The organism is Tianweitania populi, assembly GCF_014652875.1.
Lineage (GTDB): Bacteria > Pseudomonadota > Alphaproteobacteria > Rhizobiales > Rhizobiaceae > Tianweitania > Tianweitania populi.
In genome coordinates this window covers 388,612-410,667 of record NZ_BMZQ01000002.1, presented here as the reverse complement: position 1 = coordinate 410,667, position 22,056 = coordinate 388,612, and the positions used below count along the sequence as shown (strand labels likewise).

The following is a 22,056-nucleotide window of genomic DNA, read 5'->3' as shown; positions in this document are numbered from 1 at the left end:
CATGAAGATCCCCTTCTTGCGCCGCGATCATGCAATCCTCGATCTCGAAGCCGATGATTGTCATGCGATCGCCCGGCTGCATGAGGAAGATTTCGGCCGGCCGTGGTCGGCCGAGGAGTTCGAGTCCCTTCTGACGCAAGACACAGTGTTCGGCTTTGCCGTGCGCGAAGTCGGCAACCCCCGGCTCGGTCTGGTCGGCTTCGTGCTCGCCCGTCTCGCTGCGGGGGAAGGGGAAATCCTGACGATCGCGGTCGCTCGCACCCGTCGCCGGCTGGGGCTTGGCCGCACGCTGATGGACGCCGTGCTTCGCCGTCTTCACAGCGACCGCGCCGAAGAACTCTTCCTCGAAGTCGACGAAACCAACGCCGCCGCCATCGCCCTCTACAAGCGCCTTGGCTTCAACGAGGTCGCGCGGCGCCCCGGCTACTACGAACATGAAGGCCGCAAACGCAGCGACGCCATCGTGATGCGGCGCGAACTCCGGCGAGCAAAACCCGCTTGAGCGCCAAACTCCGTTTCATCTGGACGATCGCTGCCGTGTTCCTGCTGACGCTCGTCCTCGCGCCCTATCAGGCCTTCGCGCACTGGACCCGCTGGGTCGATCCGACATCTGCACCGCGCCTGTGGTACCGCATTGCCGCGCGCATCCTGCGCCTGCGTATCCTCAACTTCGGCAAGGTCGAAACCGGCCGACCCCTCCTGATCGCCGCCAATCACATCTCCTGGACCGACGTGATCGTGCTGGGCTCCGTCTTCAAAGGCTCTTTCATCGCCAAGGGCGAGGTCGGCACCTGGCCCGTCGTCGGACCCCTCGCGCGGCTGCAAGGCACGATCCTCGTTGACCGCCAGAACAAGCGCTCTTCGGGCAATCAGGTCAGCGAACTGGCCAGCAGCCTCGCCAATGGCCGCGCTACGCTGCTGTTTGCCGAAGGCACCACCTCGGACGGCACCAGCCTGCTCCCCTTCAAGACCACTTTGTTCGGCGCCGCCAGGTCGGCCATAACAGAAGCCGGTGCCGCCGAAGTCCTGATCCAGCCGGTCGCGATCGCCTATACCCGCCTCGGCGGCTTGCCGATGGGCCGCCGTTTGCGCGGCCTCGTCGCCTGGACCGGCGATGAAGACCTCCTGACTCACCTCAAGCGCCTCCTAAGCCTGCCGCCGGTGACCGTCGAGCTGCATTGGGGCGAGCCAGTCGTCTTCACCGCCGCCACCGATCGCAAGCAGGCGAGCCGCGAGGTGGAAGAGCGCGTGCGCACCCTGTTTACTGCTGCCCTTGCCGCGCCTGCGCCCTCATCGCGTGGTTGAGGCGACCGAGGAAAACCTCTAAAAGCAGCGCCCATGAACCAGATCGCCCCGATCACGACCCTAGACGCCGAGCCACTCACGAGCCCGAAAAAGGTGTTCGTGAAGACCTATGGCTGCCAGATGAACGTCTATGATTCCCAGCGCATGAGCGACGCGCTGGCTGCGGACGGCTATGTCGGCACGGATGTGGTCGAAGACGCCGATCTGGTGCTGCTCAATACATGCCACATCCGCGAGCGTGCCGCCGAAAAGGTGTATTCCGAACTCGGCCGCATCCGCGACCTCAAGGCCGAACGCCGCGCCCAGGGCCGCGACATGGTGATCGGCGTTGCCGGCTGCGTCGCGCAGGCCGAAGGCCAGGAGATCATCCGTCGCGCGCCCGCCGTCGATCTGGTGATTGGCCCGCAAACCTATCATCGCTTGCCCGAAGCGCTCAAGCGCGTGCGCAACGGCGGCAAGGTCGTGGAAACCGACTACGCGGTCGAAGACAAGTTCGAGCATCTGCCGTCGCCCACCCGCAAGGTCGTGCAGGCGCGTGGCGTTGCCGCTTTCCTCACGGTGCAGGAAGGCTGCGACAAGTTCTGCACCTTCTGCGTGGTGCCCTATACCCGCGGTTCCGAAACTTCGCGCTCCGTGTCGCAGATCGTGGCGGAAGCCGAGCAGCTGGCGCAGGCCGGCGTGCGCGAGCTGACCCTGCTCGGCCAGAACGTCAACGCCTGGCATGGCGAAGGTCCGGATGGCCGTGATTGGGGCTTGGGACAGCTTCTGTTCCGCTTGGCGGAAATCCCCGGCATCGCCCGCCTCCGCTACACCACCAGCCATCCCCGCGACATGGATGATGCGCTGATTGCCGCGCATCGCGATCTCCGCCAGCTCATGCCCTACCTGCATCTGCCGGTTCAGTCGGGTTCGGACCGCATCCTCAAGGCCATGAACCGTCGCCACACGGCCGACGATTATCTGCGTCTGATGGATCGCATCAGGACGGCGCGGCCGGATATCGCTTTGTCCGGTGATTTCATCGTCGGCTTTCCCGGTGAAACGGAAGAGGATTTCGCGGACACGCTGAAGCTCGTGCGCGAGATCGGTTATGCGCTCGCTTTCTCCTTCAAATACTCGCCCCGCCCCGGCACGCCGGGCGCTTCGATGACGGGCCATGTCGACGAAGCGGTAAAAAGCGAGCGGCTCGTCCGCCTGCAGGCAGCGCTTGCCGAAGAGCAGGCCAAATTCGTCAACAGCCTGGTCGGCAAGACCATTTCCGTGCTGCTCGAGAAGCCCGGCCGCCAAGCCGGACAGATCGTCGGCCGGTCGCCTTGGCTTCAGCCGACGATTGTTGATGAAAGTGCGGGCCGAATCGGCGACATTATCGATGTCCGGGTAACGGGCACGGGCTACAACAGCCTGTTCGCCGACCCTATCTAAGCTTCAGGCCAAGAAGGCCTTGAACAAGGAGACGCGGTTGACCGCAAAGGCAGACGTCAAGACGAGCCCGGCCGGCGCTTCCGATAAAGCGCATCTCGTACTCACATTCGACAATAACCGCTTCGCGAGCGCGCTTTACGGCCAGTTCGACGAAAACCTTGCTCGCATCGAGCAGAAGCTCGGCGTGGATCTGCGCTCCAAGGGTAACCAGCTTTCGATCCAGGGTGACCCCACGGCCGCCGAACAAGCCCGCCGCACGCTCGATCATCTCTATGACATGCTGCAAAAGGGCGCCCATGTCGGCCAGTCCGATGTGGATGGCGCGATCCGCATGGCGGTTGCCGCCGATGACCAGCTCAGCCTGCCCACGCTGGAAAAGAAAGGCAAGATGTCCGCCGCGCAGATTTCCACCCGCAAGCGCACGATCTATGCCCGCTCCGCCAATCAGGATGCCTATATGCGCGCGCTGGAACGGTCGGAGTTGGTTTTCGGCATTGGTCCGGCCGGCACCGGCAAGACCTATCTCGCCGTCGCGCATGCAGCCATGCTGCTGGAGCGCGGGCTGGTTGAGCGCATCATCCTGTCGCGTCCGGCGGTGGAAGCGGGCGAGCGCCTCGGCTTCCTGCCCGGCGACATGAAGGAAAAGGTCGATCCTTATCTGCGCCCGCTCTACGATGCGCTTTACGACATGATGCCGGCCGACAAGGTCGAGCGCGCGATTGCCGCCGAGGTGATCGAGATCGCCCCGCTGGCCTTCATGCGCGGCCGCACACTTGCCCATTCCGCCGTGATCCTGGACGAAGCCCAGAACACGACGCAGATGCAGATGAAGATGTTTCTGACGCGCCTGGGCGAAAACAGCCGCATGATCGTCACCGGCGATCCCAGCCAAATCGACCTTCCGCCGCACACCAAGTCCGGTTTGGTCGAAGCCTTGCGTGTGCTGGATGGCGTGCCGAACATCGTCAAAGTGCGCTTCGAGGACAAGGACGTCGTGCGTCACCCGCTGGTGGCCGAGATCGTCCGCGCCTACGACCGCGCCGGCAGTGGCGGTCCTGCGGTTTGAGCAGGCCTGAGATTGCAGTCGGCATCGAGATCGAGGCCAGCGACTGGGGCGATGAAGCCGCGCTCCAAGCGCTGACCGATCGTGCCATTGCGGCCACCTTCGAGCGCCTAGGCGTCACCGAAGGTACCAGCGAGTTGTCGATCCTGTTCACCGACGACGCTTCGATCCAGGAGCTCAATCGCGAATGGCGCGACAAGGACAAGCCCACCAACGTCCTGTCCTTCCCAGCCTTCCCCGTTGAGCCCGGTGACCCGCTGCCGCCTATGCTCGGCGACATCGTCATCGCCCGGGAAACGGTGGTTCGCGAAGCGCAAGAGGAAACCAAGCCCTTCGACCACCATCTCACGCATCTCACCGTCCATGGGCTCTTGCATTGTCTTGGCTTCGACCATGAAACCGAGGAACAAGCAGAAGAGATGGAAGGTTTGGAACGCGAAATACTGAGAAGTCTTGCCATTCCCGATCCCTACCGATAGGGAAAGACCCCCGCGATCAACACGGACCGGCAACAAGCCGGAGGATGATGAACGATAAAGATGTAGCCGCTGCAGGTCACGAACCTTCCAGCGAATTGCCCGATCAGAAAGAAGACGGGCCGAGTAGTCACACCGAGACCCAAGGTCTCCGGCTACCATTGTTCGACCGCATGGTCGGTTTCTTCAGACCGAAGAACGGCAGCGCGACTTTGCGCGAAAACCTTGCCGATGCGCTGGCGGAAGCGAGCCCCGATGAGACGGAAGCAGCCTTCACGCCGGTTGAGCGCGCCATGCTCAACAACGTGCTGGGCCTGCGGGAAGTCCGCGTCGAGGACGTGATGATCCCACGCGCCGATATTGACGGTGTCGATATTGCGATCACGCTCGGCGATCTCCTGCGCGCCTTCCAGGAAAGCGGCCATTCCCGCATGCCGGTCTATTCGGAATCGCTGGATGACCCGCGCGGCATGGTTCACATCCGCGACGTGCTCAACCACATCACCCGTTCGGCGCAGGCCACCACGGTCGAGCCCGGCGCTCCAACGCCGTCGAAGACCGTGGAAGCGTCCGATCTCGGCAATGTCGATCTGACCCGCACGATCGGCGACCTCGAACTCATCCGCACCGTGCTCTTCGTGCCGCCATCCATGCAGGCATCCGAGCTGATGGCGCGCATGCAGGCCTCGCATACGCAGATGGCGCTGGTCATTGACGAGTATGGCGGCACCGACGGCCTCGTGTCGCTGGAAGACATCGTCGAGATGATCGTCGGCGACATCGAAGACGAGCACGATGACGAGGAAAAAACGGTGACGCAAACCGGTGACGGCGTCTTCGTGGTCAATGCGCGTGCCGATATCGAGGATGTTGCGGAAGCCATTCCGGGCTTCGAGGCCGGCGAGTTCGGTGAGGATGTCGACACGCTGAGCGGCCTGATCTTCTCTGCCCTGGGCCGCGTGCCGGTGCGCGGCGAAATCATCCGCGTCATGCCGGGCTTCGAAATGCAGATCCTCGAAGCCGATCCCCGCCGCGTCCGCAAGGTGCGCCTGGTGCGCGATCTCAAACCGCACAGCGATGAAGATCATCCCGGCATGGCTGGAACGGCCTGATTTGGCGCGACAGGCGGTGCCTGATAAAGCTTGCGCGATGATTCTCTAGCATCGGACGCTTTTATGGACCGCCTTGGGAGCCGGATCGTCTTGGCCTGGGGCTGGCGCCGCGCCGCCTTGGCCTTTTTGGCCGGCGCGCTGCTCGTTCTTGCGCAAGCGCCTTACGACTTCTTTGCCGTCGGCTTCGTAGCCTTCCCGATCCTGGTCTGGCTGCTCGATGGTGCGACCAGCGAAGCCGGCAGCGGCAGGCTGGAGCGGTTGCGGCCGTCGTTCGCCGTCGGATGGTGGTTCGGCTTCGGTTATTTCATTGCCGGCCTGTGGTGGATCGGCAATGCGCTTCTGGTGGAAGCCGACAGCTTTGCCTGGGCGCTTCCGCTTGCCGTCGTGGCACTTCCTGCCGTGCTGGCGATCTATTACGGCTTGGCCGCAGTGCTCGCCCGGCTGTTCTGGAGCGATTCGATCGGCCGCATCGCCATGCTGGCCTTTGCCTTTGCTTTGGCCGAATGGCTGCGTGGGCAGCTCTTCACCGGCTTCCCATGGAACGCCATCGGCTATGCCGCTATGCCGGTGCCGACGCTCATGCAGTCGTCGGTGCTCGTTTCGATGGTGGGCATGAACGCGCTTACCGTGTTCGTCTTCGCCATGCCGGCAATCGCTCTCTCGCTTCGCGGCCGCCGGCTCGGCTTTGCCGTAGCGGCCATCCTGATTGCCGCTCATGTCGGCTTCGGCCTGTTCCGGCTGTCGCAAGCCGACCTCGGACCCGACACACTCGTAGTGCGCCTCGTGCAGCCATCCATCCTGCAAAGCGAGAAATGGGATCGCGAAGCGCGTGACCGCATTTTCGGCACCTATCTCGAAATGTCGGCCGCAGCACCGGCGGAGGGCAAAGCACCGCCATCTGTCATCATCTGGCCGGAAACCGCCGTGCCCTTTATTCTCAATGATCGCCCGGACGCCCTGTCGACGCTTGGCGATCTCCTGGCCGACGGCCAGACGCTGCTCGCCGGTGCAGTGCGCTCGGAAGCCGCACCCGGCGGTCCCACCCGCTACTACAATTCGATGACCCAGATCGGCGATGCCGGCCAGATCGTGGACGCCATCGACAAGGTGCATCTCGTGCCCTTCGGCGAGTATCTTCCGTTCTCCGGCCTGCTGCACCGCTTCGGCATCAGCAAGATCGTGGCTCTGCCGGAAGACTTTTCGTCCGCGCAAACGCGCCCCGGCCTCACGCTGCCAGGGGGCTTAAGCGCCGTTGCCTTCATCTGCTACGAGATCATCTTCGACGAGATCGTGCGCAAGGATGCGGTCGGCAAGGACATCCTGATCAACCTCACCAACGATGCCTGGTTCGGCGACACGCCCGGACCGCGGCAGCATTTCCGGCAGGCACAGCTGCGTGCGGTCGAAACCGGTCTGCCGCTGGTTCGCGCCGCCAATAGCGGAATCTCGGGTGTCGTGGACGGATTTGGCCGGATTATCGACGCTTATACGGTAAATGGCGTCGGAACACTTGACGTAGCGGTGCCTACGGGCAAAGGCACGATCCTGCGCTTGTGGGATCCGGTTTGGGCGGGGTGGATCGTGCTTGGCATTCTTGCCGTGGGTGGCTTCTCAGGAAATTTCAGGGCGCGAAAGCGTCATTGACTTGGTTATATTAGAAAATGATATTGCAACCGCTTCGCCGTATTTTGGTGACCACAGATTGGCCTGCCTGTGGCAGGATGATCCGTGCTGCGGGGCAGTGAGGGGATAATGACGGAAAACAAGAAGCGGCCGAATCCAGTCGACGTGCATGTCGGTTCGCGTATTCGACTCCGTCGCAACATGATCGCGATGAGCCAGGAGAAACTTGGCGAGCAGCTCGGCATCACCTTTCAACAGATCCAGAAATACGAGAAAGGCACCAACCGCGTTGGCGCCAGCCGGCTGCAGGCGATTTCCGCCATTCTGAACGCGCCGGTCGAGTACTTCTTCCAGGATGCGCCGCGCGAAGATGGTCAGTCCCCGATGGGCCTGGAGGAAGAAGCTGCTGCGCCTCTGGTGCCGGATTTCATGAGCAGTGCGGAATCCATGCAGCTCAACCGCGCTTTCATGAAGATTTCGGACCCCAAGGTCCGCCGCAAGATCGTCGACCTCATCAAGACCCTGGCCGATGACGGCGAATGAGGCTGAAAAAGCCGTTCGCACAGCCCTTCTCCTAGGAAAATCGCATCTCTTGACGCCAGACCGGACCCTTCGGTAACACTCGCGCGCGATCTGGCCCATGGCGGCCGGGTCATCTTTCCAGAGGGGACTACCCGTGGCACGCCAGAACTACCTTTTTACCAGCGAATCCGTATCCGAAGGTCATCCCGACAAGGTTTGTGACCGCATCTCCGACGAGATTGTCGACCTCGTTTACCGCGAAGCCAAAAAAGCCGGCATGAACCCGTGGGATGTGCGGGTTGCCTGCGAAACGCTTGCAACCACCAACCGCGTCGTGATCGCGGGCGAAGTTCGCGTTCCGCCGACGCTGTTGAAGAGAAATGGGGATGGCGAGCCCCTGCGCGATGCCAAGGGCCATCCGGTCATCAACCCCTCCAAGTTCAAGGCGACCGCACGCAAGGCCATCCGCGAAATCGGCTATGCGCAGGACGGCTTCAACTGGAAGACCGCAAAGATCGACGTGCTGCTGCACGCCCAGTCGGCCGACATCGCACAGGGCGTCGATAAGGCGGCCGACGCCAATGCGGAAGGCGCGGGCGACCAAGGCATCATGTTCGGTTACGCCTGCTCCGAAACGCCGGACCTAATGCCGGCGCCGCTTTACTACAGCCACAAGATCCTGGAACTGCTCGCCGCCGGCCGTCACAAGGGCGAGGGCGATGTCGGCAAGCTCGGGCCGGATGCCAAGAGCCAGGTTACCGTGCGCTATCAGGACGGCAAGCCGAGCGAAGCAACCTCGATCGTGCTGTCCACCCAGCATCTCGATGAAAGCTGGGATTCCAAGAAGGTCCGCAGCGTCGTCGAGCCCTTTATCCGCGAAGCTCTGTCCGACCTGAAGGTCGCCGAAGACTGCCGCTGGTACATCAATCCCACCGGCAAGTTCGTGATCGGCGGCCCCGATGGCGATGCCGGCCTCACCGGGCGCAAGATCATCGTGGACACCTATGGCGGTGCTGCACCCCATGGTGGCGGCGCATTTTCTGGCAAGGACACGACCAAGGTCGATCGCTCTGCCGCCTACGCCGCGCGTTATCTCGCCAAGAATGTGGTGGCGGCAAAGCTTGCGGAACGCTGCACCATCCAGCTGTCCTACGCCATCGGCGTTGCCCAGCCGCTGTCTGTCTATGTCGACCTTCACGGCACCGGCAAGGTGGATGAAGCCCGGCTTGAAGATGCCCTGCGCGAGGTCATGGACCTGTCGCCCTCCGGCATTCGCCGCCATCTCGATCTCAACAAGCCGATCTATGCCAAGACCGCCGCTTACGGCCATTTCGGCCGCAAGGCCGGTCGCGACGGTTCGTTTTCCTGGGAAAAAACGGATCTCGTGAAGGCGCTCAAACAGGCTGTTGCGGCTTGATTCCTGGCATGAGTGCTGAAGACAACGAGAGCGAAGCGCAGGGTCGCCGCAGCCGCGCGACCGAGGCCTTCTATGGTCGTCGGCATGGCCGTCCAGTGCGCACGCAGGCGGCGGAGGCGGTAGCTTCCCTGCTGCCCCGCCTCAAGCTCGACCTGACGCAACCCGCGCCCGCCGATCTCAAGACGCTCTTTCCCGTGCCGGTCGAGCGCGTCCGGCTGGAAATCGGCTTCGGCGGCGGCGAGCATGTGATCAGCGAGGCCGGGCGCGAGCCCCAAAGCGGCTTTATCGGCGTGGAGCCCTTTATCAACGGCATGTCGCGCTGCATGCAGACGCTGGAAACCGAGCCGCGGCCAAACTTGCGCGTTCACGATGACGACGCGACGCAGCTGCTTGATTGGCTTCCGGCCAACAGCATTGCCGAGATCGACCTGCTGTATCCCGATCCCTGGCCGAAGAAGAAGCACTGGAAGCGGCGCTTCGTCAGCCAGGTCAATCTGGATCGCTTTGCGCGCGTTTTGCAGCCGGGCGGCACCTTCCGCTTTGCCTCGGATATCGCGCATTACATCAACTGGACGCTGCTCCACATCCGCGCCCATCCCGAGTTCGAATGGGTGGTTGAGCGCGCCGACGATTGGCGTCAGCCCTATCCCGGCTGGCAATCGACCCGCTATGAAGCTAAGGCTCTGCGCGAAGGTCGAACCCCCGCATATCTGAGCTTTAGACGTATCTAACGTTGTCAACGAAAAACCAGACCCGTTGACAACCTGTCGCGCGCAAAGCTTAAGCTGCGAGTGACAAAAGACTTTGCATCCCCAGGGAGGATCCTATGCGTCACTTCATCGCCGCAGCTTTGGCTGCCGGCAGCCTGCTCGTTGCTTCGCAGGCTTTTGCTGCCGATTACAAGATCATGGCGCCTGCTGCCCCCGGCGGCGGCTGGGACCAGACGGCCCGCACCATGCAGGCCGCCTTGCAGGACGAGAAGATCTCGCCCAGCGTCCAGGTCATCAATGTTCCGGGTGCCGGCGGCACGATCGGTCTTGCCCAGTTCGTCAATCAGTCCAGCGGCGATGCCGATGCGCTGATCGTCGGCGGCTACGTCATGGTGGGCGCCATCCTGACCAACGGTTCGCCGGTGACGCTCGACCAGGTCACGCCGATTGCGCGTTTGACCGGTGAGTTCGAAGCGATCGTCGTGCCCGCCAATTCCGACATCAAGGACATGGCTGGCCTCGTTGCCAAGCTGAAGGAAAACCCGGGCGGCGTGTCCTGGGGCGGCGGTTCGGCCGGCGGTACAGACCACATCACGGCCGGCCTCGTTGCCAAGGCTGTCGGTGTTGATCCGACCAAGGTGAACTACATCGCGTTTTCCGGCGGTGGCGAAGCGCTCGCCGCTATTCTCGGCGGTCAGGTCACCGTCGGCATTTCCGGCTACAGCGAGTTCTCCGCGCAGATCGCCGCCGGCCAGCTGCGCCTGCTGGGCATTTCCTCGGATGAAAAGGTCGCCGGCATCGAAGGCCCGACCTTCAAGGAAGGCGGCGTGGATGTCGCCATCCAGAACTGGCGCATGGTTGCCGCTGCTCCCGGCATCAGCGACGAGCAGAAGGCTGCCATCTCGGCTGACGTCGAGAAGATGGTGAAGTCGGAAAGCTGGAAGAAGGCCGTTGCCGACAAGGGCTGGGCTGACACCTATCTCGCTGGCGATGAGTTCGCTGCGCAGCTGAAGGAAGACACCGCAGCGACCGAAAGCATCCTTAAGGACATCGGCCTCGTCAAATGAGCGTCCGCGACGACACCACAACCATTCAGCGCCGCCCGGATCGGGCGGCGTTTGCCATTGCGCTGGTGCTGGCGATCGCTTCGATCGCCATTGCCTGGAGCACCTATCATGCCGGCGGCATGGCTTCCACGCAGCCGGTCGGACCAAAGACCGTGCCTTACATCGTCGCGGCCTGCTTGTTCGGCCTGGCGCTCTGGACGGCGGCAGAAGCCTGGCGCGGCGATTTTCCGGAACGTGAAGAACAGCAGACGGCACCGATCCTGTGGGTCGTCGGCGGCTTGATCGTGCAGATGCTGACCATCAAGACGGTCGGATTCTCGCTGGCGACCGCACTGATGTTCACCGCAACCGCTTACGCCTTCAATGAACGCCGCATCTGGCTGACACTGCCGTTCGGCCTTGTTTTCTGCTTCCTCGTCTGGCTTGCCTTCGCGCGCGGTTTGCAACTGTCGCTGCCGGCCGGTCCGCTCGAGCGTTTGTTCTGAGGCTGGTATGAACACGTTCGAACTTCTCGGACAGGGCCTGCTCACCGCCCTGCAATGGAGCAACCTGCTTTACGCGCTGATCGGCGTGACGCTCGGCACGGCTGTCGGCGTTTTGCCGGGCATCGGACCCGCGCTCACCGTGGCGCTGCTTTTGCCCGTCACCTACCGCCTCGATCCGGCCGGCTCGCTGATCATGTTCGCCGGCATCTATTACGGCGGCATGTACGGCGGCTCGACGACCTCGATCCTGCTCAACACGCCGGGTGAAAGCGCCTCCATCGTCACCGCGCTGGAAGGCAACAAGATGGCCCGGCAGGGACGTGGCGGACCGGCCCTTGCCACCGCGGCAATCGGCTCCTTCATCGCCGGCCTGGTGGCGACGCTCGGTCTCGCCTTCATCGCGCCATGGGTCGTGCAGTTCGCGCTGTCCTTCGGCCCGTCCGAATATTTCGCGCTGATGCTGCTTGCCTTCATGACGGTGTCGGCCGCCTTCGGGGAGTCGACCCTGCGCGGCCTGACAGCGCTGTTTATCGGCCTTGCCCTCGGCTTGATCGGCATCGACCAGCTCACAGGTCAGACACGTCTCGCCATGGGCACGCCGAACCTGTTCGACGGGATTTCGGTCACGACGCTGGCCGTCGCTCTGTTTGCCATCGGCGAAACGATTGCGGTCGTTGCCAGCCGCACATCAATGGACGAGAAGGTCGAGGCTGTAAAAGGCTCCGTCTGGATGACCAAGGAAGACTGGAGACGCTCCTGGAAATCCTGGCTGCGCGGCACCGCGATCGGTTTCCCGATCGGCGCAATGCCCGCCGGCGGCGCTGACGTGTCGAGCTTCCTGTCCTATTCCGCCGAAAAGCAGTTCTCCAAGCACCCGGAAGAGTTCGGCAAGGGCGCGATCGAAGGCGTTGCCGGTCCGGAAGCCGCCAACAACGCATCTGCTGCCGGAACGCTCGTGCCGCTGCTGACGCTCGGCCTTCCCACCACCGCCACCGCCGCGATCATGCTGGCCGGCTTCCAGCAGTTCGGCTTGCAGCCGGGCCCGCTGTTGTTCGTCAGCAATGCGACCCTGGTCTGGGGCCTGATCGCCAGCCTGCTGGTTGCCAACTTCATGCTGCTGGTCTTGAACCTGCCGCTGATTGGCCTGTGGGTTCGTTTGCTCACCATCCCGCGTCCATGGCTTTATGCGGGCATTCTGACCTTTGCGACGCTCGGCACAATCGGCGCCAGCGCTTCGACCTTCATGGTTGGACCGCTGCCGACCTCGTTCGAACTCGGACTGCTGCTTCTGTTCGGCGTGCTCGGCTACATGCTGCGCCGCTTTGGTTACCCGATTGCACCGGTGGTTGTCGGCCTGATCCTTGGACCGATGGCCGAGCGTAGTCTGCGCCAGGCTTTGCAGATCAGCCAGGGTGATCCGACCGTGCTGGTCCATTCCTGGATTTCGATCGTGCTGATCCTGCTCGCCTTCGCGGCCGTGCTCGTGCCGATGATCCTGCGCGCACGCGGCAAGGGCCAGATGCTGGCGGCCATGGCCGGCGACGAGGACTAAGCGGAGCTACCATCACAAACAAAAAGGCCGGCGCTGATATCAGCGCCGGCCTTTTACATTCAGACGATAAGATCGCGCTTAGAAGCGGCGGATCTTGCGGAATTCCATGGGGTCGATACCGAGGCGGCGCAGATCCTGCGGGCGAGCGCTGCGGCCATTCTCTTCAGCTGCCGCGACCGAGATCGCGCTGCCGAGCATGCCAAGCAGATCGGCGAAAGTGGAACGGGGCTGGTTCTTGGACATTTGAGGTTCGGTTCGTTTCGGTTTGTTCAGTTGCTTGTGCGATGCAGCATAAATAGACCCGCACCCTCGCAGTTGCGAGAGACGACTTCGCAGATCAGCCATGCGCGCCTTGCACGGCGGGTTAATGCAAGGGTTAATGCCTGTTGGGGGATGTCCCGTCCTCGGGGGTTGATGAAAGCTGTCCGTTCGGCTATATCGAGTTCAAATTCTTGGTCGATATGACGAAGAGTGGGTCCACCCGGTCCCGCTCTTTTTTGTTAACTGGAGACAGGATGGCCGACGAGCCCATCTCGGATAACCCAATGCTGGACAACCCGGCGCTGGCCACTGCAGTGGAAGATGATCGCCTGATCCGCGAAACCGGAACGGATGCGCGCGTTGCCGCCATCGTCATCCCGATCCTGCGGCCGATGGGCTTTCGTCTTGTGCGGGTGCGCTTGTCGGGCCAGAACGGCATGACGCTGCAGATTATGGCCGAGCGCGACGACGGCACGATCACCGTGCAGGATTGCGAAGAAATTTCCCGCGCGATCTCGCCGACCCTCGATGTCGAGGATCCGATCGAGCAGGCCTACCATCTCGAAGTATCGTCGCCGGGCATCGACCGCCCGCTCGTACGCAAGGTGGATTTCGAAGCCGCGATCGGCCACGCCGCCAAGATCGAGACTTCAGTCATGGTCGCCGACAAGAAGCGCTTTCGCGGCAAGATCACGGCTGTGGATGCCGACGGCTTCACGCTTGAGCGCGATCTGGCGAGCTATGGCGACGAGCCGCAGGTGCGTGTTCCCTTCGACGCGCTGGCTGACGCTCGGCTGATCCTCACCGACTCGCTGATCCGCGAAGCGCTGGCCAAGGACAATCGCGAAAAGAAGGCCGCGCGTCGTGGCGATGCCGATGACGCCTTTGAGGGCGACGAGATCGAGTTCGAAGAAGATGGTGATCTGGACGACGAGCCCGACACCGATACCGATGCAGACGGCAATACGAAGACCGGCAGTTAAGACTATCCAGGGCGCCAGCGAGCGCCGGGTGATCAGGAGACCGAAGACATGGCTGTAAGTGCAAACAGGCTGGAACTGCTTCAGATCGCCGATGCGGTCGCGCGCGAAAAGTCGATCGACAAGTCGATCGTGATCGCGGCGATGGCTGATGCCATCCAGAAGGCTGCGCGTGCCCGGTACGGTCAGGAAACCAACATCCGCGCCGACATCAACCCGCATACCGGTGAGATGAAGCTGCAGCGCCTGATGCAGGTTGTGGAGCAGGTCGAGGACTACGACAAGGAAGTCGCGCTGTTGACGGCGCGCGAGCGCAACCCGGATGCCCAGGTCGGCGACTTCCTCGCCGAGATCCTGCCGCCGATGGAGTTCGGCCGTATCGCAGCCCAATCCGCCAAGCAGGTCATCGTGCAGAAGGTGCGCGAAGCCGAGCGTGATCGCCAGTTCGACGAATACAAGGATCGCATCGGCGAGATCGTCAACGGCACGGTCAAGCGCGTCGAATATGGCAACGTCATCGTCGATCTCGGCCGTGGCGAAGCCATCATCCGCCGCGACGAGCTGATCCCGCGCGAAAACTACAAGTATGGCGACCGCGTTCGTGCCTACGTTTATGACGTGCGTCGCGAACAGCGCGGCCCGCAGATCTTCATGTCGCGCACCCATCCGCAGTTCATGGCGAAGCTGTTCACCATGGAAGTGCCGGAAATCTACGAAGGCATCATCGAGATCAAGTCGGTGGCCCGTGATCCCGGTTCGCGCGCCAAGATTGCCGTGATTTCGCGTGACTCGTCGATCGATCCGGTCGGCGCCTGCGTTGGTATGCGCGGCTCCCGTGTGCAAGCCGTTGTTGGCGAGCTGCAGGGCGAAAAGATCGACATCATCCCGTGGTCGGGCGAAGCCGCATCCTTCATCGTCAATGCGCTTCAGCCGGCGGAAGTCGCCAAGGTCGTGCTTGATGAAGACGCCGAGCGCATCGAAGTCGTGGTGCCGAACGATCAGCTGTCGCTGGCCATCGGCCGTCGCGGCCAGAACGTGCGTCTGGCCTCCCAGCTCACCGGCTGGGACATCGACATCATGACCGAGCAGGAAGAAAGCGAACGTCGCCAGAAGGAATTCGTGGAGCGTTCGAACCTCTTCATGGACGCACTCAACGTCGACGAGATGGTCGGTCAGGTCTTGGCTTCGGAAGGCTTCACCACGGTTGAGGAAGTGGCCTACGTCGAGCAGGACGAAATCGCTTCGATCGACGGCTTCGACGAAGACACGGCGAGCGAAATCCAGGAGCGCGCCAAGGAGTTCCTCGATCGCATCGAAACCGAGCAGGACGAGAAGCGTACCGCTCTCGGCGTATCGGACGAATTGCGCCAGATCGACGGCATCACCACCGCGATGATGGTGACGCTCGGCGAAGACGGCGTGAAAACGATCGAGGACTTCGCGGGCTATGCCGTGGACGATCTGACCGGTTGGAAAGAGCGCAAGGATGGGGAAACCAAGTTCTTCCCCGGCGTTCTGGCGTCGTTCAACATCACTCGCGGCGATGCGGAAGCCATGATCGTGGATGCCCGCCGCAAGGCTGGCTGGATCAGCGAAGACGAGGTCGAGGCTTCCGATGAGGAAGCCGAGACTGCGTCCGCCTGATTATGAGACCTGGCGGATCGGGAGCGGCTACGCTTGAAAGATACGAACGAACGCACATGTATAGTGACGCGGCAAGCAGGCGATGCGGAGACTTTGCTTCGCTTCGTTGCCGGTCCCGACATGTCCGTTGTTCCCGATCTCAAGCGCAAGCTGCCCGGCCGCGGGTGCTGGGTTACCGCTGACCGGGTCCATATCGACCAGGCGGCGAAGAAAAACCTGTTCCGTCGTGCTTTCAAGGCTGACGTGACGGTTGCGCCGGATCTAGGCGCACTCGTGGATAGCCTGATGGCCAAGTCGGCCTTGGGCTCGCTTGGCCTTGCCCGCAAGGCAGGGCGCGTGGCGCTTGGCGCCGCAAAGGTTGACAGCGCTGTCCGCTCCGGCGAGGCGCTTCTGGTTCTGCATGCCCATGAGGCCTCGGATGACGGGGTCAGGAAGATCGCGCAAGCGCGGCGCGCAACGGTTCATCTTGGTGGCCCCTCGATCGATGCGCACAAACTCTTTTCGGAAGCCGAAATGGGTTTGGCATTGGGGGGCACAAATGTGATACATGCTGCCGTCCTCGCGGGCGACGCGGGGCAGGCGGCAGCGAAGCGCATGGTGGCGCTCGAACGATTTCGGGGCGGTTTCCCCGATAGCCCGCTAACAGGTGCGGTTGCCGAGGGCGGCGCTGCTGAGGATACGGAATGACCGATACGAAAGACGACAAGACACTGACGGTGACCCCGAAGAAGACGCTGACGCTGAAGCGCCCAGGTATCGAGCAGGGCACCGTGCGGCAGAACTTCAGCCATGGGCGCACCAAGTCGGTTGTCGTCGAGACCAAGAAGCGCAAGTTCTCTGCGCCGGGCGAGCGCGAAGCCGCGCCCGTCATTACGCCCACGCCGTCTGCGCCCAAGCCGGCCGTGACCGTTGCGCCGCCGCCAAACGTCGAGCGTACGCCGCGTCCGGCTCCAACCGTGCGCCCGGCAGGCGACCGTGGCGGCGTCGTGCTGAATTCGCTGTCGCGTGGCGAGATGGATGCGCGTCGTCGTGCCCTCGAGGACGCCAAAGTTCGCGAAGTCGAAGAACGCGCTCGCGCCGTTGAAGACGCCAAGCGTCGCGCCGAGGAAGACGAGCGCCGTCAGCGCGAGCGTCTGGAATCCGCACGCCGTCAGGCCGAGGAAGAAGCCCGCATCCAGGCTGAAGCCGAAGCGCGCCGTCGCGCCGAGGAAGAAGCTCGCCGTCGTGCGCCCCAGACTGACACGGCCGACGAGGAAGAAGAAAAGCCGATCGCCAAGCCGCGCAGCGTTGCTGCAGCTACCCCGGCAGCTTCGCCTGCTGCCGGTGCCGGCGCCGCGATCCGTCGCACGCCGCTGAAGCCGGAAGCCGTGCCTGCCAAGCCGACCAAGACCAAGGGCGAAGACGATCGTCGCCGTGGCAAGCTGACCCTGACGGCCGCGACTTCGGATGGCGACGGGCGCTCGCGCTCGCTGTCGTCGATGCGTCGTCGCCAGGAGAAGTTCAAGCGCTCCATGTATCAGGGCGAGCGCGAGAAGATTTCGCGCGAAGTCGTGTTGCCGGAAACCATCACGATCCAGGATCTCGCCGCCCGTATGTCGGAGCGCGCTGTTGATCTCATCAAGTATTTCATGAAGCAGGGCACCATGATGGTTCCCGGCGATGTGCTTGATGCCGACACCGCGGAACTGGTTGCAGGCGAATTCGGTCACACGGTCCGCCGCGTTGCCGATAGCGACATCGAAGAAGGTTTGTTCGGCGTTCAGGACGAAGCCGCAACGCTGCAAACGCGTTCGCCGGTTGTCACGATCATGGGTCACGTCGATCACGGCAAGACCTCGCTGCTTGACGCTATCCGCAGCGCCAGCGTCGTGTCCGGCGAAGCCGGCGGCATCACCCAGCATATCGGCGCCTACCAGGTCGAGAAGAACGGTCAGAAGATCACCTTCCTCGACACGCCGGGCCACGAAGCCTTTACGGCCATGCGTGCCCGCGGTGCGCAGGCAACCGACATCGCCGTTCTGGTTGTGGCCGCTGACGACAGCGTCATGCCGCAGACGATCGAGTCGATCAGTCATGCCAAGTCGGCCGGTGTGCCGATCATCGTGGCGATCAACAAGATCGACAAGCCGTCGGCCGATGCACAGAAGGTCCGCACCCAGCTTCTGCAGCATGAAGTGTTTGTGGAATCCATGGGCGGTGAAGTGCTTGACGTCGAAGTGTCCGCCAAGACGGGTGCCGGTCTCGACAAGCTGCTCGAAGCCATCCTGTTGCAGGCTGAAATCCTCGATCTCAGCGCCAATCCGGATCGTACCGCGGAAGGTGTCGTGATCGAAGCTCAGCTCGACAAGGGCCGCGGTCCCGTTGCCACCATCCTGGTGCAAACGGGTACGCTGCGCACCGGCGACATTCTGGTTGCCGGCAACGTTTACGGTAAGGTCCGCGCGCTGGTGAACGACCAGGGTAAGACCGTGCCGGAAGCTGGCCCATCCATGCCGGTCGAGGTTCTCGGCCTGTCCGGTACGCCGGCGGCTGGTGACCGCTTCGCCGTTGTCGAAAACGAAGCCCGCGCTCGCGAGATTTCCGAATATCGCATGCGTCTGGCTCGCGAAAAGGCAGCAGCACGCCAGTCCGGTCAGCGCGGCTCGCTCGAGCAGATGATGTCGCAGCTGCAGAATTCCGGTCTCAAGGAGTTCCCGCTGGTCGTCAAGGCCGACGTGCAGGGTTCCGCCGAAGCCATCGTGGCGGCGCTGGACAAACTCGGCACGGACGAGGTGCGCGCGCGCATCGTTCATGTCGGCGCAGGCGCGATCACGGAAAGCGACGTGTCGCTGGCCGAAACGTCGAATGCGGTCATCATCGGCTTCAACGTGCGCGCCAACAAGCAGGCGCGTACGGCAGCCGAGCAGGGCGGCATCGAGGTTCGCTACTACAACATCATCTACAACCTCGTGGATGACGTGAAGCAGGCGATGTCGGGCCTTCTGTCGCCGGAACGTCGCGAAACCTTCCTCGGCAATGCCGAAATCCTGGAAGTGTTCAACATCACCAAGACCGGCAAGGTCGCGGGTTGCCGCGTTACCGAAGGCAAGGTCGAACGTGGTGCGGGCGTGCGCCTGATCCGCGACAACGTCGTGATCCACGAAGGCACGCTGAAGACCCTGAAGCGCTTCAAGGACGAAGTGGGCGAAGTCCCTGTCGGCCAGGAATGCGGCATGGCCTTCCAGAACTACGAAGACATTCGCCAGGGCGATGTCATCGAGTGCTTCCGCGTCGAGATGGTGACGCGCACGCTGTAAGCTGAAGATCAAACTGCCGGCTCCAACCGGCAGTTGTCTTCGTTATTTTTGCCAACTGCGGCGAAGCGGTTCGAACCCGCTTCGCCGCTTGCTGGATTTGTTTTTATGTCGAAACATCAAAATAATGGCCCATCTCAGCGCCAGCTGCGCGTTGGCGAACAGGTGCGCCATGCCATCGCCGAAGTGCTTCAGCGCGGCGAGGTGCGTGACGACGTGGTGGAAGCGACCGTGATCTCGATTTCGGAAGTGCGCATGTCGCCCGACCTCAAGATTGCCACCGCTTTCGTTTCGCCGCTCGGCGCCAAGGATGACGAGGCCGTCATCAAGGCTCTGAACCATCATGCCAAATTCATTCGCGGCAGGATGAGCCACGCCTTGCGCCAGATGAAATACATGCCGGAAGTCCGCTTCCGCATCGACACCAGCTTCGACAACTACGCCAAGATCGACGCGCTGCTTCGCTCGCCCGAAGTTGCCCGCGACCTTGATGACGAAGATGGCGAGGAGCAGAACTGATGGGTCGTCGCGGCAAGAAGAAGGGCCGTCCGGTTTCAGGCTGGGTCGTGCTCGACAAGCCTGTCGGCATGGGCTCCACCGAAGCGGTTTCCAAGGTGAAGTGGCTGTTCAATGCTGACAAGGCAGGCCATGCCGGCACGCTTGATCCGCTCGCATCCGGCATGCTGCCGATCGCGCTCGGCGAGGCGACGAAGACCGTGCCTTACGTGATGGACGGCACCAAGGTCTATCGCTTCACCGTGACCTGGGGCGAGGAGCGGAACACCGACGATTTAGAGGGCGTTGCGACGCAAAACTCGGAAAATCGGCCGACAAAAGCGGAAGTTTCCGGCGTTTTGGCGGATTATATCGGCGTAATTTCCCAGATTCCTCCGGTTTTTTCCGCCATCAAGATCGGTGGCGAGCGCGCTTATGACCTCGCACGCGAAGGTGAGGCCGTCAAAATTCCGGCCCGTGAAGTCGAGATCGATCGCCTGGATATCATCCACCACGACGACAATTCCACCGAGTTCGAAGTGGAATGCGGCAAGGGGACTTATGTCCGCTCGCTGGCCCGCGACATGGGCCGTCAGCTTGGTTGCTACGGCCATATCTCCACCCTGCGCCGCCTTGCGGTCGACCCCTTCACCGATGAGGATTTCGTCACGGTCGAAGAACTCGAAGCGGCGCGCCCGACCATCAGCGAAGACGACGTGGCGCGTCCGGATTTCTCCGTGATGGACGGCTATGTCGTTGAAACGGCTGTGGCTTTGGATTGCCTGCCGCAGGTCCCGCTGACCGACGAAGCCGCCCAGCGCGTGCGTTTGGGCAACCCGGTAATCGTGCGCGGACGCGATGCGCCGATCGAAGCCGAAGAAGCCTGCGCCACCGTTCGCGGCAAGCTGGTCGCCATCGGCGCGGTTGAAGGCGGGCAGTTCAAGCCCAAGCGCGTCTTCACGGCCTAAACGGTCTTTCCGCCGTCATGGCTGCGCTCTAGAATGATCGCAGCCAGCGGAGAACAGGCATGACCGAGAAGTCCAGCGTCCGGCGCCACGGCCGGCGCCGCGTCAAACGCTCGCCCGTCGGCGCATCGCCTGGAACGCTGATCGCCGATCCCAGCGCAATCCCGTCAACGCTCTCCGCAACCGTGATGTCGCCCCAGGGCTACAAGGTCTATCCGAGCGTCAACCTTGAAGATATTCGCCGCCTGAAGGCTGAATGGCCGGCCATCTGGGTGGATTGCGTTGGGCTCGGCGATGTCTCGCTGATCGCCGATCTCGGCAAGATCTTCGACCTTCATGCGCTTGCGCTGGAGGACACCGTCAATACCGGCCAGCGGCCGAAGTCCGACTTCTATGATGAGCACGCCTTTGTCGTGCTTTACGCCATCGATGACGACCAGACTCACCGCTACGAACAGATCGGCGTGTTCTTCGGGGAGGGTTTCGTCATCACCTTCGGCGAGCGGCCGGGGGACCCGTTTGATCCCGTACGCAAGCGCATCGAAGCCAATGGCGGAAACCGCCTCCGCGCACGCAAGGCCGATTACCTCGCTTATGCCCTGATCGATGCCGTGGTGGACAGCTATTTTCCGCATGTCGAGGCCACAGGTGCGGCGATCGATCAGATCGAGGACGACATGGTCGCCTGCTGGGAGAGGGGACAACTGGCCGACCTGCATCGCATCCGCCACAACCTAATTGCGTTCAAGCGCTGGCTGTGGCCGCTGCGCGACGCCATTTCAGGTCTGCTCCGATCGGACGCCCCTTTTCTCACGGCGGAAACCAAGATCTATCTGCGCGACACGCTCGATCATGTCGCCAGCGCCATTGAGATCGTGGAAACCTACCGCGAAACGGTGACCGGTCTTATCGAGATGCATATGTCGATGGCGCAGGCCAAGACCAATGAGGTCATCAACCTCCTCACCATCGTCTCCGCCATCTTCATCCCGCTGACCTTTCTGGCCGGCGTATGGGGGATGAATTTTGATCCGCAGGTCTCGCCGTGGAACATGCCGGAACTGCAATGGTATTACGGCTATCCGGCAGCGCTCACCTCCATGGCAGTGATCGGCGTTCTGCTTTTCCTGTATTTCCGATGGCGGCGCTGGCTTTGAAGCGGCAGCGGTGGCGCTGAAACAATTTGCTGGTAAATCGGCGCATCTTCGCCTATATGCGCGCCAGCCTTAGGCGTTTGCGCCTATCGCCTTCATGGCCTCCGCTGGACGACATCCCGGCCGCAGGCGTCCCCTTCCTCCCTTTTGAAAGGAACATCCGATGTCGATCACTGCTGAGCGCAAACAAGAATTGCTTGGGGAATTCGCAACCGTCAAGGGTGATACCGGTTCGCCGGAAGTCCAGGTCGCGATCCTTTCCGAACGCATTCGTAACCTGACCGAGCACTTCAAGGACCACAAGAAGGACAACCACTCCCGTCGTGGACTTCTGAAGCTCGTGTCGCAGCGCCGTCGTCTCCTTGACTATCTCAATGCCAAGGATACCGCGCGCTACCAGACGCTGATCGAAAAGCTTGGTCTGCGTCGCTAAGATCACGTGGCTTTTGCTGCGTTGATGAACTGATCTGATTGGCCGGCGGCCCCGAATGGGTCGTCGGCTGATCGCAC

Annotated in this window: 22 protein-coding genes; 21 read left to right on the top strand and 1 reads right to left on the bottom strand. The window is 62.4% G+C overall.

The window, feature by feature from the left end:
• Window position 1 precedes the first annotated feature (1 nt).
• The 13 genes from rimI to IE166_RS11240 all read left to right on the top strand — a co-directional run bounded on the left by rimI (window position 2) and on the right by IE166_RS11240 (window position 12,754).
• Window positions 2-502 (top strand): ribosomal protein S18-alanine N-acetyltransferase, encoded by a 501-nt coding sequence (rimI, locus tag IE166_RS11300; protein WP_189503890.1) that lies wholly within the window; start codon window positions 2-4, stop codon window positions 500-502.
• Window positions 499-1,305: a lysophospholipid acyltransferase family protein gene (locus tag IE166_RS11295; protein WP_189503888.1), complete on the top strand. Its 807-nt coding sequence runs from the start codon at window positions 499-501 to the stop codon at window positions 1,303-1,305. Before rimI ends, IE166_RS11295 begins: the two co-directional genes overlap by 4 nt.
• A gap of 33 nt (window positions 1,306-1,338) precedes the next feature.
• Window positions 1,339-2,727 carry a tRNA (N6-isopentenyl adenosine(37)-C2)-methylthiotransferase MiaB gene (gene miaB / locus IE166_RS11290; RefSeq protein WP_189503886.1) on the top strand — a complete coding sequence of 463 codons (1,389 nt, stop codon included), beginning with the start codon at window positions 1,339-1,341 and terminating at the stop codon, window positions 2,725-2,727.
• Between the two features lie 37 nt (window positions 2,728-2,764).
• Window positions 2,765-3,793: a PhoH family protein gene (locus IE166_RS11285; RefSeq protein ID WP_189503884.1), complete on the top strand. Its 1,029-nt coding sequence runs from the start codon at window positions 2,765-2,767 to the stop codon at window positions 3,791-3,793.
• Window positions 3,790-4,269 (top strand): rRNA maturation RNase YbeY, encoded by a 480-nt coding sequence (gene ybeY / locus IE166_RS11280; RefSeq protein ID WP_189503882.1) that lies wholly within the window; start codon window positions 3,790-3,792, stop codon window positions 4,267-4,269. The genes IE166_RS11285 and ybeY overlap by 4 nt, the downstream gene beginning before the upstream one ends.
• Window positions 4,270-4,316: 47 nt before the next feature.
• Window positions 4,317-5,378 (top strand): hemolysin family protein, encoded by a 1,062-nt coding sequence (locus IE166_RS11275; RefSeq protein WP_189503880.1) that lies wholly within the window; start codon window positions 4,317-4,319, stop codon window positions 5,376-5,378.
• Window positions 5,379-5,441: 63 nt separating this feature from the next.
• Window positions 5,442-7,022, top strand: a complete 1,581-nt coding sequence (gene lnt / locus IE166_RS11270) for an apolipoprotein N-acyltransferase (protein WP_189503878.1) — start codon at window positions 5,442-5,444, stop codon at window positions 7,020-7,022.
• A 108-nt stretch (window positions 7,023-7,130) separates the two neighbouring features.
• Window positions 7,131-7,544 (top strand): helix-turn-helix domain-containing protein, encoded by a 414-nt coding sequence (locus IE166_RS11265; protein ID WP_189503876.1) that lies wholly within the window; start codon window positions 7,131-7,133, stop codon window positions 7,542-7,544.
• Between the two features lie 133 nt (window positions 7,545-7,677).
• Window positions 7,678-8,940, top strand: a complete 1,263-nt coding sequence (gene metK, locus IE166_RS11260) for a methionine adenosyltransferase (protein ID WP_189503875.1) — start codon at window positions 7,678-7,680, stop codon at window positions 8,938-8,940.
• A gap of 8 nt (window positions 8,941-8,948) precedes the next feature.
• Window positions 8,949-9,671 carry a tRNA (guanine(46)-N(7))-methyltransferase TrmB gene (gene trmB / locus IE166_RS11255; protein ID WP_189503873.1) on the top strand — a complete coding sequence of 241 codons (723 nt, stop codon included), beginning with the start codon at window positions 8,949-8,951 and terminating at the stop codon, window positions 9,669-9,671.
• A 95-nt stretch (window positions 9,672-9,766) separates the two neighbouring features.
• Complete coding sequence (locus tag IE166_RS11250; protein ID WP_189503869.1) at window positions 9,767-10,717, top strand: Bug family tripartite tricarboxylate transporter substrate binding protein; 951 nt, start codon at window positions 9,767-9,769, stop codon at window positions 10,715-10,717.
• The gene (locus IE166_RS11245) at window positions 10,714-11,202 is read left to right on the top strand and encodes a tripartite tricarboxylate transporter TctB family protein (protein WP_189503867.1); all 489 of its coding nucleotides are present in this window, start codon (window positions 10,714-10,716) and stop codon (window positions 11,200-11,202) included. The genes IE166_RS11250 and IE166_RS11245 overlap by 4 nt, the downstream gene beginning before the upstream one ends.
• 7 nt (window positions 11,203-11,209) lie before the next feature.
• Complete coding sequence (locus IE166_RS11240) at window positions 11,210-12,754, top strand: tripartite tricarboxylate transporter permease (RefSeq protein WP_189503865.1); 1,545 nt, start codon at window positions 11,210-11,212, stop codon at window positions 12,752-12,754.
• A gap of 78 nt (window positions 12,755-12,832) precedes the next feature.
• Here IE166_RS11240 and IE166_RS11235 read toward each other — a convergent pair whose 3' ends face one another.
• The gene (locus IE166_RS11235) at window positions 12,833-12,997 is read right to left on the bottom strand and encodes a hypothetical protein (RefSeq protein WP_189503863.1); all 165 of its coding nucleotides are present in this window, start codon (window positions 12,995-12,997) and stop codon (window positions 12,833-12,835) included.
• A gap of 302 nt (window positions 12,998-13,299) precedes the next feature.
• Here IE166_RS11235 and rimP point away from each other — a divergent pair, with 302 nt between their 5' ends.
• The 8 genes from rimP to rpsO all read left to right on the top strand — a co-directional run bounded on the left by rimP (window position 13,300) and on the right by rpsO (window position 21,979).
• Complete coding sequence (gene rimP, locus IE166_RS11230) at window positions 13,300-13,998, top strand: ribosome maturation factor RimP (RefSeq protein WP_189505870.1); 699 nt, start codon at window positions 13,300-13,302, stop codon at window positions 13,996-13,998.
• A 48-nt stretch (window positions 13,999-14,046) separates the two neighbouring features.
• Complete coding sequence (gene nusA, locus IE166_RS11225; protein WP_189503861.1) at window positions 14,047-15,639, top strand: transcription termination factor NusA; 1,593 nt, start codon at window positions 14,047-14,049, stop codon at window positions 15,637-15,639.
• Window positions 15,640-15,702: 63 nt separating this feature from the next.
• Window positions 15,703-16,326 carry an RNA-binding protein gene (locus IE166_RS11220; protein WP_407701824.1) on the top strand — a complete coding sequence of 208 codons (624 nt, stop codon included), beginning with the start codon at window positions 15,703-15,705 and terminating at the stop codon, window positions 16,324-16,326.
• Entirely contained in the window at window positions 16,323-18,935 is a 2,613-nt protein-coding gene (gene infB / locus IE166_RS11215; RefSeq protein ID WP_189503857.1) for a translation initiation factor IF-2, read from the top strand. Before IE166_RS11220 ends, infB begins: the two co-directional genes overlap by 4 nt.
• Before the next feature lie 105 nt (window positions 18,936-19,040).
• Window positions 19,041-19,451: a 30S ribosome-binding factor RbfA gene (gene rbfA / locus IE166_RS11210; RefSeq protein WP_189503855.1), complete on the top strand. Its 411-nt coding sequence runs from the start codon at window positions 19,041-19,043 to the stop codon at window positions 19,449-19,451.
• On the top strand, window positions 19,451-20,395 hold the full coding sequence (truB, locus tag IE166_RS11205; protein ID WP_189503853.1) for a tRNA pseudouridine(55) synthase TruB: 945 nt from the start codon (window positions 19,451-19,453) through the stop codon (window positions 20,393-20,395). Before rbfA ends, truB begins: the two co-directional genes overlap by 1 nt.
• A gap of 59 nt (window positions 20,396-20,454) precedes the next feature.
• Complete coding sequence (corA, locus tag IE166_RS11200; RefSeq protein ID WP_189503851.1) at window positions 20,455-21,549, top strand: magnesium/cobalt transporter CorA; 1,095 nt, start codon at window positions 20,455-20,457, stop codon at window positions 21,547-21,549.
• A gap of 160 nt (window positions 21,550-21,709) precedes the next feature.
• Complete coding sequence (gene rpsO / locus IE166_RS11195) at window positions 21,710-21,979, top strand: 30S ribosomal protein S15 (protein WP_189503849.1); 270 nt, start codon at window positions 21,710-21,712, stop codon at window positions 21,977-21,979.
• Window positions 21,980-22,056: the final 77 nt, after the last annotated feature.

Bases quoted from the DNA above. Each gene is read 5' to 3' on its own strand.
- IE166_RS11235 (WP_189503863.1), bottom strand. From the start codon at position 12,997: ATGTCCAAGAACCAGCCCCGTTCCACTTTCGCCGATCTGCTTGGCATG.
- IE166_RS11265 (WP_189503876.1), top strand. From the start codon at position 7,131: ATGACGGAAAACAAGAAGCGGCCGAATCCAGTCGACGTGCATGTCGGT.
- rpsO (WP_189503849.1), top strand. From the start codon at position 21,710: ATGTCGATCACTGCTGAGCGCAAACAAGAATTGCTTGGGGAATTCGCA.
- infB (WP_189503857.1), top strand. From the start codon at position 16,323: ATGACCGATACGAAAGACGACAAGACACTGACGGTGACCCCGAAGAAG.
- rbfA (WP_189503855.1), top strand. From the start codon at position 19,041: ATGTCGAAACATCAAAATAATGGCCCATCTCAGCGCCAGCTGCGCGTT.
- rimP (WP_189505870.1), top strand. From the start codon at position 13,300: ATGCTGGACAACCCGGCGCTGGCCACTGCAGTGGAAGATGATCGCCTG.
- lnt (WP_189503878.1), top strand. From the start codon at position 5,442: ATGGACCGCCTTGGGAGCCGGATCGTCTTGGCCTGGGGCTGGCGCCGC.
- IE166_RS11275 (WP_189503880.1), top strand. From the start codon at position 4,317: ATGAACGATAAAGATGTAGCCGCTGCAGGTCACGAACCTTCCAGCGAA.
- corA (WP_189503851.1), top strand. From the start codon at position 20,455: ATGACCGAGAAGTCCAGCGTCCGGCGCCACGGCCGGCGCCGCGTCAAA.
- rimI (WP_189503890.1), top strand. From the start codon at position 2: ATGAAGATCCCCTTCTTGCGCCGCGATCATGCAATCCTCGATCTCGAA.
- trmB (WP_189503873.1), top strand. From the start codon at position 8,949: ATGAGTGCTGAAGACAACGAGAGCGAAGCGCAGGGTCGCCGCAGCCGC.
- miaB (WP_189503886.1), top strand. From the start codon at position 1,339: ATGAACCAGATCGCCCCGATCACGACCCTAGACGCCGAGCCACTCACG.
- IE166_RS11250 (WP_189503869.1), top strand. From the start codon at position 9,767: ATGCGTCACTTCATCGCCGCAGCTTTGGCTGCCGGCAGCCTGCTCGTT.
- IE166_RS11245 (WP_189503867.1), top strand. From the start codon at position 10,714: ATGAGCGTCCGCGACGACACCACAACCATTCAGCGCCGCCCGGATCGG.
- truB (WP_189503853.1), top strand. From the start codon at position 19,451: ATGGGTCGTCGCGGCAAGAAGAAGGGCCGTCCGGTTTCAGGCTGGGTC.
- IE166_RS11240 (WP_189503865.1), top strand. From the start codon at position 11,210: ATGAACACGTTCGAACTTCTCGGACAGGGCCTGCTCACCGCCCTGCAA.
- nusA (WP_189503861.1), top strand. From the start codon at position 14,047: ATGGCTGTAAGTGCAAACAGGCTGGAACTGCTTCAGATCGCCGATGCG.